We start from the raw sequence: 12703 nt of genomic DNA on the forward strand, positions 1-12703 counted from the left end.
GTAACGCTGTTGCCATTGCAGCACTTGCCGCTGGGCCCCAACCCCGCGCTGGCCGGTTCGGTCAGCGCGGTATGCGGCAGTTGCGGACGTTCCGCTGGCGTCGGGTCGGCACGGCCAGTTGATCTTTCGGTGCCCGGCGCTGGCTGGTTCGGTCAGCGCGGTATGCGGCAGTAGCGGACGTCTGCCGGACATGCTCCGGCTGTTCGGCGCATCGGATTCGGATCCGGGTGGGTCTACGGTCGGCGCAGGTGACGGCGTTTCCGAGTCCGGGCTCGGCGTGTTCGGCATCGACGATCAGCCGGAAGCTGGCTGCGATCGGTTCGCTCTGCAACTATCACCGCCGTCACGGCGTCGACTGCGGTGAGCTACTGACCGAGATCAAGCCGGATGGGGTCCGGGACGCATGGCGGCCCCGTCCCCGGCGCATCCGGGGTCCGAAGGCGATAAGCGCCGACACGCGATCAAAGGGAGGTCTTCGGCCCGAGCTAGCCCACCCCGGAGCCGTCGTAATGTTGACAGTAACCGGTTTCTGGGTGCCAGTCGCCGCCGGAATATTGACACCAGAGCTGGCGCCACAGCAGCTGGGCCGAGCTGGAGCCAGTGTTCGCATTCGCGTCGAGAGTCTGCGTCGCTGAACCGGATGTGACCGATCCCGAGTCCGCCGAGCCCGTAGCTTTTGTCGTGGCCACCGGATCGAGGGTGAGCGGAGCGGCGGTGGCGACCCCGGTGCCGTACAGGATGGCTGCGACTGCACAGGCGGTCGCGATGGTGGGGAGCCGGTAGGCCAGAAGGGGTTTCAACTACGGACTCCTTGGGGGTGCAATGTTCCAAGGACTCTAAAATAGATTGATTTCAGAATGCTGCCCTGATTTCCATGGGCGGCCTAGGAGCCACGGACTGCACAGGCCGTCATATCTACGGCCAGACCGCCCCAGGTCTGCACCGGGTCGCCGTAGCTACGCCCAAGCCTTCGGGCACGGATACAACAGATTCCGGCACCGATGCACGCTGACAAGACCGAATACCTGCGCACCGCGGCCCGGCGACGGCACGAAAACACCCGCGCCGAGGCCATCGCGGCCCTCCACGGCCTCGACCAGGCCGGAGCGCGAATCACCTTCGAATCCGTCGCCGACCACGCCGGGATCTCACGCTCATGGCTCTACGACCAAACCGGTGATGACGAGTGGGAGGACGACAACTGGTGGGAGATACCGCTTTCGAATGTGCCCAACGTCTGCGACAGCATCGCTCGACGACTGGTTGCGGCACTGCGCCGGTCCGGGGTGGGGTCGACCGTGGAACTCACCGCGAATACGTGGGTGTACAGCGATCGCACGGTGTCCCTGTGGCGCATCGACATTCCGGTCACCTTCGACCGATAGTGTCGACTTCTCCGGGAGGCATCCGGTTGTCCGCCGAATGCTCGCTCATCGGCATGAGCGCGCACTTCCGGCGGCCGTACGGCGCTCTGCCCGTTGATCTTCCGATGCCCCGCGCTGGCCGGTTCGGTCAGCACGGTATGCGGCAAGAGCCGATGTTCGCTGGGTTCGGACGTAGGGTGAGGTCTCGTGGAGTCAGAGAGCAAGCTCGAGAACTTACGGTCAGTGCTCTCGTGCGTTTTCGAGAAGCTCGAAGCCGAGAGCCTCACCGAGCCCGACCGGGTCGAGCTGGTGGCGCGCGCCGAGGCGGTTCAAGACCAGATCGACGCGATCCAGGATGTCATCGCCGACGAGGAGCTCGTATGCACGCGGACTGCGCCCGTGCCGGAGCATTCGAGTGATCGACTGTTCTGAATTGCGGAACTTCGCGCAGAAGATCAACGTCCCGAGATGACCTCAGGACTTTGATCTTCCGAGGGGCCATGTAGTCGATTCGGACGGCGCTGGAAGCGGCATTAGCGGCTGTTCAGACGGCGAGTCGAGTTCGACGGTCGACCTCGTTCTCGAGTGCTACCCAGGTCTTGAAGAAGTCCCGCCTAATCCGCTTGCCGAAGTAGAAGCGGAACAGTACCTCGAACGGCCCGGTGACCCGCACGGTTTTGACGCAGCGGACGCGTCCGTCACCGAGATCCTCGAACAGGTTCTCGCCCACCAGTTTTCCACCGGGCAGCACACTCTGCGAACCCCACCGAGATAGCGGTTCCGCCATCGTGATGACCCAATCGGCCCCCGGCCCGCCCCGGGGCTTGGACCACCCGGTCGTTCCCGGTGCGAAAGCCCCATCCAGCCGGGCCGCCTGCTCGTGCGGATCCCACGCGGGTCGATTCTCGACATCGGTGGCCGTCGCCCACACGCAGGCCAGATCCCCGCGGATCACCGTTTCGGCCGAAATCTCGTACACCTCGAGCACTCCCATCATGTTGTCGCAACAACAATAAATGTTGTTGCGACAACATGCAACAGATGCGCTGGAATCGGCAATAGCGGACGTTCTGCACCGCAACAGGTTCCGGGCGCCGGCGCCCCGCGCCGGCCGGTTCTGTCAACGCGAAATGTGCCAATGCAGGACGTTGGGTGCCGAGTAGTCGACCGCCGGGCGACTGATTCCCGTGCACTGATGGACGCGCACCATTCGGCGGTCCGCCGCCTTACTGTCGGTGCTGTTGCTGCCCCACGTGTTGGTGTGTGCTAGATGGTTGCGCGATAGGCTTTGGAGGTGCCGGTCAGGGTGGATGGCACCGAAGCTGTGTCGGATATTCAGGTGTGGTTGTCGATCGTCGCGTGGGGCCACACCTCGGGGATTCGCGTTCCGGGGTATCGATGTGGTGCATGAGTCCCTCGAGCATCTGATCATCGATCCGGCCGAACGGAGCCGCACGGCGCTCGCTGCGGCGGTAGCCCGGTTTTCGCAGGCGTGGGCGGCGTCGGGGTGTCCTCCTGACCTGTCGGCGTACCTGCCCGACGCCGATACCGAGCGGCGTGCGGTGCTGGTGGAACTGATCAAGGTCGACCTCGAGAACCGGTGGGTTCGGCATCACTTTCCCAAGCGCCTCGCCGAGTATTGCGAGCAGTACGCCGAGCTGCGGAGCGGCCCACTTCCTGCGGACCTGGTCTACGAGGAATACCACGCCCTGCGTCGCGGCTCGCGGCCGGTTGCGGGGGAGGAGCCGACCGAACCCGGGGCTGCCGAGTCCGCGGCCGCGGGGATCGGCCGGGCTCCGGTCCAGTTGGATACCACCGGATATCGCAGCACGATGGTTGCTCGCCCGAGCGCGCAGGTCGCTCTGGGGGCCATCAATCCGGGTGACCGGGTCGGGGACTTCGACCTGCTGACGATGATCGGGGAGGGTGCGTTCGCTCGCGTGTATCTCGCGCGGCAGCGCTCGATGCAGCGGCTGGTCGCGGTCAAGATCTCGCACAACCACGGCACCGAGCCGGAGACCCTCGCCCAGTTGGACCACGAGTACATCGTGCGGATCTTCGACCAGCGACTGATCGCCGACGGCGAGCTCAAGCTGCTGTACATGCAGTACCTGCCGGGCGGCACGTTGCTCGATGTGCTGAATCGGCTGCGATCGACCCCGGTGCAGGCGCGCAGTGGGCGGGTGTTGCTCGATGCCGTGGACGGGGTTCTCGAGGACAAGGGCGAGGTTCGTGCCACCGATTCGGCGGTGCGGGCCCGGATCGCCGCGATGACGTGGCCGGAAACGGTTGCCTGGCTGGGCCGTCGACTCGCCGATGCGCTCGGGCATGCCGCCGGACGCGGGGTGCTGCATCGCGATATCAAACCGGCGAACGTGTTGCTGAGTGCCGACGGCATACCCAAGCTCGCCGATTTCAATGTCAGTTTCAGCCGGCAGATCCGGGGTACCAGCCCGCTGGCGTACTTCGGCGGATCGCTGGCCTACATGTCACCCGAACAGCTCGAAGCGTGTCATCCGGAGCTGCCGGCGACGGCTGCCGACCTCGACACGCGCAGCGACATCTACGCGTTGGCCGTCATGCTGTGGGCGCTGCTCACCGGACGCGTCCCGTTCGCCGACGAGGAGTTCGCCGGTATGTCGGAGACGTCGCTGGGTCGCATGCTCGAATTACGCCGTCGGCCCATCGATGCGCGGTATCTGTCCGAGGTTCCCTCCGATTGTCCTGCGGCGCTGCGGCAGGTGCTGTTGACCTGCCTGTCACCGGATCGCGAGTCCCGCTACGGCAGCGGATCGGAATTGGCTCTGCAGTTCGATCTGTGCCTCGACGAGCGGGCCCGTGACCTCGTCTATCCACCGGAGAACAGTTGGAGGGCACGGCTTTCGCGCCATCCCGTCCCGATCCTGTGGCTTATCGCGTTGGTCGGCGTCGGACCGGCGTTGGTCTACCTGTACGGGCAGAGCTTGCAGTTCGGCAGAGGGAGCCCGTCAGGGGCTGTCCACTCGGAGCTCATCCAAGCCTCGAACACTTTCCATCTGATCGCCTGGCCGCTGGCCATCGTGAGCTGGGTCTACCTGTGCCGGCATCTGATCGCGGTGCCACGCGGCCTGCGCAAGGGCAGACGCTACGACGAGGCGACGCTGGCCCGCGTCCGATCACGCACCCTGTTCTGGGCCGACTTCGACGTGATGTTCACCCTGGTGTTCTGGATGATCGGCGCGGGGGTGTGGGTGGCCCTGCTCGGCGAGATAGCCGCTCGTCCGCCGCGGCTGTTGGCCCATGCGGCGATGCTGGTGCTGGTGTGCGGCGCGATCGCGGTCTCCTACATGTTCTTCCTGCAGACGTTCTACATCGTCCGCTGCGTCTACCCGATCTACCTGCGCCATGGGCACACGACCGTTCGCGATGCCGCCCACCTCCGGGCACTGCACCGACGAAGCACGGTCTACCTCGGCATCGCCGCATCGGTGCCCCTGGTCGCCGTGCTGACCGGATTCCTCTACCTCGAGCCGGACGAGCGCGTCCGCATCACGAATTCGGTGCTGTGGTTGTGCGGGATCACCGGGCTCGCGTTCGTGGCCACCTATTGGCTGTTCCGAAAACTGGACGCGGACCTGCGAGCCCTCGAATGGGTCGTCGAGAAGCGATCGGGTGTCGAGATCGCATGAGCACTCCCAGCCGATGCTAGGAGGCTAGTCCGGCCATGCCGCGCTCGATCGCCGCGACGATCTGCGGGCGTAGCTCGGCCGTGGCGATGATCGAGTGCACCGAACCGACCTCGCGGGCGCGCGCGATGGTGTGGATCGCCTCGAACTCGGGGTTTAAGGAACATCGGTGCGAAAAGTAGCTCTAAATTAGAGCCGGATCCCGCAGAGATGGGTTGCCAAGCGATTCCGTCGCGCGAAGGTCTCGCCCACGCGAGCGACTCCGGAATTTATCCGCGGTAGCGCGCTGGACTGATAGCCAAACCGCTTAGCGTGACTTTTCGCAGATCTGTCCCTCGACCCCCGCAACAGCCGATACTAAGAGCCCGAGCAAGGCGCGACATTCGCAGTAGCGGACGTTCCGCCAGCCTCGGATGGGCACGGCCAGTTGATCTTCCGAGGCCCGGCGCTGGCCGGTTCGGTCCGCACGGTATGCGGCACGAGCGGACGTTCCGGTCAATCTTGAGGCGCTAGCGAAGTCGGCTCGCTGGATGGCGACGGCAGCAACGGCGAGGTGATCGCCGGCAGTGGCACGACTGGCGCATCTTCACCCTTGTCCGGATCCCACTTTGACAGCGCGAATATGAACCCGACCACCAATAGCATCACAACGATCGCCGACATGATTTGCCATCGCCCGCTGTACAGGTGCTGCTTCAGTGTTGCGGTTCCGCTAACTTGCCTCCCATCGGGTGCCGTGCAGGGAGCGGCGGTCTCAGTCCGGCGACGGATGGGATTCGAGCTCGGCGAGATACGTGGCGGCGGTGTTGGCTTCGGGCACGCGGAGGCGGCGATAGATGTCGACGGCGGTGCGCAGGTCGGTCACGGCCGAGGCAGTGTCGCCGAGGCTGGCCCGACTGCGGGCGGCGCCGTGCAGGGCGCGGGCCTGTTCGAGATGGCTTCCGATTTTTCGGGCTAACCCGAGCGCATCGGTAAAGGCTGTCAACGCTTCGATCGGTTCACCGGCGTCGAGCGAGGCCGTCCCGATCTCATTGAGCACGCGGGCTTCCCCAGGGCGGTTGCCGATCTCCCGCAACACGGCCAGGGCCTGCCGGGAAAGGTCTGCCGCCTGCACGTAGTCCCCGGTCAAACGGCGCACACCGGCGAGGTTGGTGAGGGCGTTGCCTTCTCCGAGGCGTTCGCCGCTCTCCCGGTAGAGGGTCAGGGCCTGCTGGTACAGGACGATGGACTGGTCGTAATCACCGGATGCCATGCGCACGGCGCCGAGGCTGGTGAGAGTGTTGCCTTCTCCTGGGCGGTTGCCGATCTCCCGAAATAGGGTCAGGGCCTGTTGGTGCAGGTCTGCGGCCTGTACGTAGTGCCCGGTCGCCATGCACACGCTGCCGAGGTCGGTTAAAGCGTGGGCTTCCCCGAGGCGGTTGTCGATCTCCTGAAACACGGCCAGGGCCTGCCTGGAAAGGTCTGCGGCCTGCGCGTAGTCTCCGGTCGCCCTGAGCGCGACGCCGAGGTTGGTGAGGGCGTTGCCTTCTCCGAGGCGTTCGCCGCTCTCCCGGTAGAGGGTCAGGGCCTGCCGATACAGGACGATTGACTGGTCGTAGTCACCGGTGAATTGGCGCACGATGGCGAGGTCGATGAGGGCGTTGCCTTCCCCGAGGCGGTTGTCGATCTCTCGGTAGAGGTCCAGGGCCTGCTCGTGCAGATCGATGGCCTGGCCGTAGTGCCCAGTCCTCCACAGCACGCCGCCGAGGTTGGTGAGGGCGTTGGCGTAGGCGAGCCGGTCACCGAGGCGTTCGGCCTCGTGTGCGGCGCGCCGGTGCAGGCGCCGGGCCAGCGGCCAGGGCCCTTCCCGCTGCAACAGTCCGGCCATCACGTCGGTCAATGCGACCATCCGGGCAGGATCGTGGCTAGTGGTGTACTCCAGGCAGGCCAGCAGGTTGGCGCGTTCGGCACGCATCCACGCCAACGCCAGATTCTCGTCCCCGAACTCCCGTACCCCGACACCGCCGGTCTCGACTGTCGGTGTCCTGGGGACGGGACGGGTGTGGCGTCCCAGCCACCGGTCGGCATTGGTGGCGCCGTGCTGGTAATAATCCAGTAGCCGAGCCACTGCCTTGTTGTTGGCCTCTGCCGGGTCGGTGACAGTGAGGGTATGGGCGTAGTCGCGCAGCAGGTCGTGCAGCCGATAGCGCCCCGGTATGGTCTCCTCGATCAGATGATCGGTGTAGAGCATGTCCAACTCGCGCCGGGCGGTCATGGCCGCGATATCGGCCAGCGCCGCCGCCGCACCAGTGTTGGTGTCGGGTCCAGGATGCAGGCCCAGGCGACGGAACAGTCGCTGCCGCTCGACTGGAAGGTCGCGGTACGACAGGTCGAACGCGGCCCGCACAGCCCGCTGCCCAGCCTCCAGTTCACTGAGGCGATCTGTCGCGCTGGTGAATTCGGCGGCCATTTGTTCGATGGTCCAGGCAGGGTGATGTGCCAAGCGCGCGGCCAGCAGCACGATCGCCAACGGCAGAAACCCGCACGACCGGGTAATCTGATCGACCGCCGCCCTCTCCATATCGGAGGCTGGTGTGCGGCGGGCAACGGTAATGAACAGCGCGGCGGCTGGATCGGGATCGAGGATATCTAACGGTACCGGCATCGCGTGATCCACCGCGACCAGACGGCGGCGGCTGGTGACCAGGGTCAGACATTCGAGTCCGGAGGGGATCAGGGGCGCGATCTGATCGGCGTCCACCGCGTCGTCGAGCACTATCAATACCCGCTTGTCGGTAAGCCGGTCGCGCCAAAGGTTGCGCAGCCCTTCCAGAGTGTCGGGCAGGAATTGGGGGTCGATCCCGAGGTCGGTGAGCAGACGGGCGAGCACGTCGGCGGGATTGGCGGGGGCCTGCCCCTGGGTGTGAGCATGCAGCTCGACGAAATAGCGGCCGTCGGGAAACAGTTCGGCCAGCTGGTGAGCGGCGTGGACGGCGAGAGTGGTCTTGCCGATGCCGGGCATTCCGTCGATGGTGTGGATCGACACGAGCCGCCCCTTACTCGCCGCTGCTACGATCCGCCTCAATTCGCTGTCACGGCCCAGGAATGTGCGCGGACCGACCGGAAGGGTACTGACCACAGTTGGGCGCGGAGGCGGGGTCGCTTGCTGCACAGTGACATTGGCGTCGCCGCCGACCTGGACCATCAGGTTGTGGTCCCCGCCGATGGTCGCCCGCTGTTCAATTCGGGGGACCGGATCGACGTGACGATCGGTGTCCTCGGAGGTGTCGTCGTCGCTCGGCTCGTCCGCAGGATCAGTCACGACGTGGGTACCGGGGCTGTTGCTTGACGTTGGCGTCGCGGCCAGCCTGCACAGTGGTGTTGCGGTTGCCTTTCACTTCGGCGGTCTGGGTGATCGCCGCGACGGTGCTCTGGTCTCCGACGCTCAACCGCGGGAGGAGGTCATCGCTCAGGAGTTGTTCGAGTCCCCCACGTAGATGAGGGTTTTCGTTCAGTAGCCGGTGCAGCCGTAGCCGCCACGCGCCAGTCAACGCTTCCTGTGTCGAGGTGTCGTCGCCAGCAGCGACCGCGTCGGAGCGCAGCTCGTCGAGGTCCTTGCCTACCTGGTCGGCCTGCTCGGGCCGGGCCTTGCGCCACCAGCGCACGACGGCCTCCTTGGCCGTGTTCCAGGTTTCGGTGGCCATCACCTTCACCAACGCGGTCCCGACCGCCATCACGATGGGATCCACCGATCCGCCTCCTTCAGGCTCCGCCACACGAGTCGAATAATCGTAGATCCAAGGCCCCCAGCGTGATACCCGAACCAACACCCGAACAGCAGCAGGGCATACAAGAACACGCCATCTGTCGCCGCGAGTCATCGGTGTCATTTGCCTAGGCGTTCGGAAACGATCGCTCGTTTACCAGATATGCCGGGTCGGTCAGGCATCATCGGAGCCTGCTATCCCGACCCCTCGCAGACTCGCTCATCGGCATCACCGTGCACTGACGACCTTGGTCAGCGGGCTCAGAGGGCCTCTGTCCGTTGATCTTCCACGCACCCATGCTGGCCGGTGCGATCGCCGTCGATCGGAGCCAGTGCTCGCTGAGCGGCCGTGTACTGTCGGCGCATGCAAGTGCGTCGTCGGAGGTTGGACCGCGCGGGCTGAGATGATCTGAGAGAGTTGAATTTCCACTGGCCCCGCCTGTCGGGGCGGGTACTGGTACGGGTGGATTCCTGATGGCGGGCCGAACTGTATTACGCCTGTTGGTCGATGAGCCGCAGGCCGTGCGTCAGGTCTGTTCCCGAATCCTGGATGTCACGTGGACGCCAGAATCGCACTCCTGGAAGGGATCTCCGGACATATATCGAGCGAACGCTGTCGAACTCGACCCTCACCGCGTGGTCGCCTCCGGCACTTCAGCCCGGATTGTCGGCGTGGGTGAGGGTTTCCCACATGGAGAACATGTCCAGCCCGGCTGGGCGTTGCTTGTCGGTGAGGTGCTCGGTGTCGGGGAGGTCCAGGTGCATTCGGTTGTGCAGGGCGTTGTAGGCGACTTCGGTGACCGGGCCGAGTTCGCGTTGTAACTGCCCTCCGCAGAGCCAGGTCGGCATCGGTTGGCCGAGTTGGTATTTCGAATGCAGTTCGAGGGCGGCGCGGAGACGGTCGGCTACTTGGGGGTAGAGGTCGTGTTGTTGGATGCGGCTGGTTTCGGCGATGTGGGCGATCGCTGACAGGCCGTATCCGGTGTGCGCGAAGTCGCGGCAGGTTTCCTGTGCGACGCCGTCGACCAGCGTCGATTGGCCCCACCAGTATTTGGTGATCTGATCCGGGGTTGAGGCGTGGGTGCGGACCGAGATCCGCGGTTGTGGACCGTCCGAGGTGAGGTAGATATAGGCGGGGACACGATCGAGGTACATCGTTGCCGCCGTGTCGTAGGCGTGGTGATCTTCGAGGAAGACGCCGATGCCCTGGGTGGCCTCGATCATCGACAATTCCCAGTTGCCGTTCGACGTGGAGCCGGTGATTACCTTGGGCAGGTATACGTTTCGCAGCAGGTCCTGGAATCGAGCCAGATCCGGCCAGCTGCCGGAATAGGTGTAGCGGACGATCTCGGCCGCGCGGGTCCACACCGAGGCCGCCCATCCACTCTGTAGCGGGGCGTTGCTGCCGGTGTGATCGGTGAGCGTCGCCGACCACGCATCCATGACCTGAATCGACTTCCGCGCATAGCGCTCGTCACCGGTCAGATACCACGCCAGTGCGCTGGTGTAGGCGGCGTCGGCGTCGCGCCGCTCATCACTGCACCCGTTGTCGGGGTGGTCGTAGGGTCCGCAATCAACTACTGCCCGCGGCTTCGCCACGTACCCGAGGCCCGCGTACTGGCTCGCCATCATCGCGTCGAAGGCCGCCTTCCACGGCTGCGCCTGCGCCCGCACCTGCCGCCGCACGAAATCCAGCTGCCCCCGCGACTCCAACACTCCCGGATGCACGAACCCCGCGGCGTCGGCGACAACGCTCGACGTCTCCGCCGGATGTGATGTCCCCGAGGGCGATCCGCATCCGAGGAGCGAGCCGACGATCGCAACGACAGTCAGCGCCAGCCGGAGGGACCGGACCTGACGATTGACACGAGACGACCTCACCTCATCCCCAATCAGGGCAGCATTCAACACAATTCGGCCGTTCGGGTCCCGGTGGGCACGCCTGGATCGACCACGAAGACAGTACACCCGGTCGCCTCCGACCCACGGTGAACGACCGAGCCCGGCCCTCGTGCCCCGCGGGTGACCCTCGGTCGCGATCGCCACCGGCTCGAACACTTCACCATGCCGCTCATCGGGAATCGCCGATCGCGCTTCTTGCCGCGTGTGCAAATATTTCGCAATGGCTGGTGGAACGCATATGTGGCCGGTGGTCGACCTGGCCGATCTGCTCGATGTCCTCGATCTGACCGAGGTCGGGGCGGGTCGGTTCCGTGCTCGCAATGTCACCTCGACGCTGCCGACGACGCTCGGGAGTCAGACGCTCGCGCAGGCCGTGGTTGCCGCGGAGCGGACGGTGCCGCACATGGCCGTGCAGTCGCTGCACGGTGTCTTTCCGCGCGGTGGGTATGCCGACCGGGACGTCGATGTGGCGGTCGAGGTGGTGCAGTCGGGGCGGGCGCTGGCGACGGTCCAGGTGTCGTTCTCCCAGGAGGGGCGCGAGCACGCGCGGGTGCTGTCGATGCTCAGCGCCGAGGAGCCGGACTTCCTCAGCCACGGTGCGCACCTGCCCGAGGGGCTGCCGGGGCCGGAGGAGTGCGAAGAGCTGCCGTGTGCGCTGTTGCCCTGGGAGGTACGGACATTCGGCGGAGCGGACGCGCTCGCGGCCGAACTGTCGGGACCGCCGGCCCTGGATGTGTGGATGCGCTGCGACAAGGCGCCGGATCTGCCCGGCCTTGGTCGCGCGTTGCTGGCGCACGGCAGCGAGGGCTTCCTGGGCCCGGTTGCGATGCGCCCGTACCCGAAATCCGAGATCGCGCGCCGCGGCGGCCGCGGCGCGGCCGCGATGCTCACCCAGACCGTCACCTTCCATCGGCCGTTCACGATGCACGACTGGCTGCTGCTGCACTGCGAGAGCCCCTTCGCCGGTGGCGGCCGGATGTACGGTCGCATCCAGATCTTCACCCAGGCCGGTGATCTGGTGGCGTCCGTCTCCGCCCAGGGCCTGATGCGCCGGGCCGGCTGACCAGCCGCGTCGAGCCTGCGGCCCCGACCTGGGCCCACCCTGCGTCACCGAGGTGAGGCCGCCGGGTTTGTAGCCTGGACGGGGTGGAAGCCATGGACTTCGGTGACGAGCCCGGTGCGGGGTGGGATTTCGCGGGTCCGGACGATGCCGGATGGCCGGGCGGCGCGATGATCGGTTATCGCGATATGGGCAGGGCCGGACTGGACCTCCGGGTTGCCGGGACGACGGCGGTCACCGTGGTGGTCGGCTTCGGTGCCGGCGCCGTCCTGGTCGACGATGTCGCCGGCCGGCGATCTCTCGACGGGTTCGCCGCAGGGCTTGCCCTCTCGGCCATGCGAGTACGCAGCGAACGAGCCGCGTGTATCGAGATTCGCCTGTCGCCGACACAGGCGTACTCCCTGTTGGGTGTTCCCCCAATCGATTTGGGCTGCGGCGCTGTCGCGCTGGAGGATCTCTGGGGACCGCGGGTTCGGGTACTGCGCGAGCAGCTCGCCTCCGCCCCGGCATGGGGCGAGCGCTTCGCACTGACGAAATCGTTTCTGGCACAGTGCGACACCCCGAATCGGTCGCCGGACCCGGAGGTGCTGGAGGCCTGGTTTCGAATCGAGTCCGCGCACGGCCGGTTGCGGATCGGCGAACTCGCCCGATCGCTCGGCTGGAGTCACAAGCGGCTGGGGTCGAGGTTCGAGTCCCAGATCGGACTCACTCCCAAGCGGGCGGCGATGCTGGCCCGATTCCGGTATGCCGTCGACAAACTGATGGCGGGCCGGCCCGCCGCCGACGTTGCCGCCGAGTGCGGGTACACCGATCAGGCTCACCTGTGCCGGGATGTGTCGATCTTCGCGAACGACACCCCGAGGGCTCTCACCGCACACTATCTGCCCGCCATCGCCCGGCACCGGTACCGGGCCTGGGGAGAATTTTTCCAATACCGGGCCGGGTAGCCCGGCCGATAGTGGTGGCC

At 65.9% G+C, this 12703-nt stretch carries 10 protein-coding genes; 5 read left to right on the forward strand and 5 right to left on the reverse strand.

Going from position 1 to position 12703, the window contains the following annotated elements; genetic code table 11:
• Window positions 1-485: 485 nt before the first annotated feature.
• Window positions 486-800: a hypothetical protein gene (locus ACFXN1_RS24445; RefSeq protein WP_379445066.1), complete on the reverse strand. Its 315-nt coding sequence runs from the start codon at window positions 798-800 to the stop codon at window positions 486-488.
• A gap of 201 nt (window positions 801-1001) precedes the next feature.
• On the opposite strand from ACFXN1_RS24445, the gene ACFXN1_RS24450 reads away from it, so the two are divergent.
• A complete protein-coding gene (locus ACFXN1_RS24450; protein WP_379445064.1) occupies window positions 1002-1385 on the forward strand; it encodes a hypothetical protein in 384 nt (127 codons plus the stop codon).
• Between the two features lie 186 nt (window positions 1386-1571).
• On the forward strand, window positions 1572-1796 hold the full coding sequence (locus tag ACFXN1_RS24455) for a hypothetical protein (RefSeq protein WP_379445062.1): 225 nt from the start codon (window positions 1572-1574) through the stop codon (window positions 1794-1796).
• 112 nt (window positions 1797-1908) lie between these two features.
• Here ACFXN1_RS24455 and ACFXN1_RS24460 read toward each other — a convergent pair whose 3' ends face one another.
• Window positions 1909-2352, reverse strand: a complete 444-nt coding sequence (locus tag ACFXN1_RS24460) for an SRPBCC family protein (RefSeq protein ID WP_379445061.1) — start codon at window positions 2350-2352, stop codon at window positions 1909-1911.
• A 412-nt stretch (window positions 2353-2764) separates the two neighbouring features.
• Between ACFXN1_RS24460 and ACFXN1_RS24465 the strand changes: the two genes are divergently transcribed.
• A complete protein-coding gene (locus ACFXN1_RS24465) occupies window positions 2765-5032 on the forward strand; it encodes a protein kinase (RefSeq protein WP_379445059.1) in 2268 nt (755 codons plus the stop codon).
• Between the two features lie 751 nt (window positions 5033-5783).
• Here ACFXN1_RS24465 and ACFXN1_RS24470 read toward each other — a convergent pair.
• The 3 genes from ACFXN1_RS24470 to ACFXN1_RS24480 all read right to left on the reverse strand — a co-directional run bounded on the left by ACFXN1_RS24470 (window position 5784) and on the right by ACFXN1_RS24480 (window position 10490).
• The gene (locus ACFXN1_RS24470; protein ID WP_379463678.1) at window positions 5784-8330 is read right to left on the reverse strand and encodes an ATP-binding protein; all 2547 of its coding nucleotides are present in this window, start codon (window positions 8328-8330) and stop codon (window positions 5784-5786) included.
• A complete protein-coding gene (locus ACFXN1_RS24475; protein ID WP_379445655.1) occupies window positions 8323-8757 on the reverse strand; it encodes a hypothetical protein in 435 nt (144 codons plus the stop codon). The genes ACFXN1_RS24470 and ACFXN1_RS24475 overlap by 8 nt, the downstream gene beginning before the upstream one ends.
• Before the next feature lie 671 nt (window positions 8758-9428).
• Window positions 9429-10490, reverse strand: a complete 1062-nt coding sequence (locus ACFXN1_RS24480; RefSeq protein WP_379445656.1) for an alginate lyase family protein — start codon at window positions 10488-10490, stop codon at window positions 9429-9431.
• Between the two features lie 406 nt (window positions 10491-10896).
• Here ACFXN1_RS24480 and ACFXN1_RS24485 point away from each other — a divergent pair, with 406 nt between their 5' ends.
• Both ACFXN1_RS24485 and ACFXN1_RS24490 read left to right on the forward strand, forming a co-directional pair.
• Window positions 10897-11739 (forward strand): acyl-CoA thioesterase, encoded by an 843-nt coding sequence (locus tag ACFXN1_RS24485; protein ID WP_379445658.1) that lies wholly within the window; start codon window positions 10897-10899, stop codon window positions 11737-11739.
• 92 nt (window positions 11740-11831) lie between these two features.
• Window positions 11832-12683 (forward strand): helix-turn-helix domain-containing protein, encoded by an 852-nt coding sequence (locus ACFXN1_RS24490; RefSeq protein ID WP_379445670.1) that lies wholly within the window; start codon window positions 11832-11834, stop codon window positions 12681-12683.
• Window positions 12684-12703 lie beyond the last annotated feature (20 nt).

Origin of the sequence: Nocardia sp. NPDC059154 (genome assembly GCF_042755705.1) — a bacterium.
Taxonomy (GTDB): domain Bacteria; phylum Actinomycetota; class Actinomycetes; order Mycobacteriales; family Mycobacteriaceae; genus Nocardia.

What these genes read in the sequence shown, in the direction of transcription:
- ACFXN1_RS24450 (WP_379445064.1), top strand. Translation starts at nt 1,002, where the DNA reads ATGCACGCTGACAAGACCGAATACCTGCGCACCGCGGCCCGGCGACGG.
- ACFXN1_RS24485 (WP_379445658.1), top strand. Translation starts at nt 10,897, where the DNA reads ATGGCTGGTGGAACGCATATGTGGCCGGTGGTCGACCTGGCCGATCTG.
- ACFXN1_RS24490 (WP_379445670.1), top strand. Translation starts at nt 11,832, where the DNA reads ATGGACTTCGGTGACGAGCCCGGTGCGGGGTGGGATTTCGCGGGTCCG.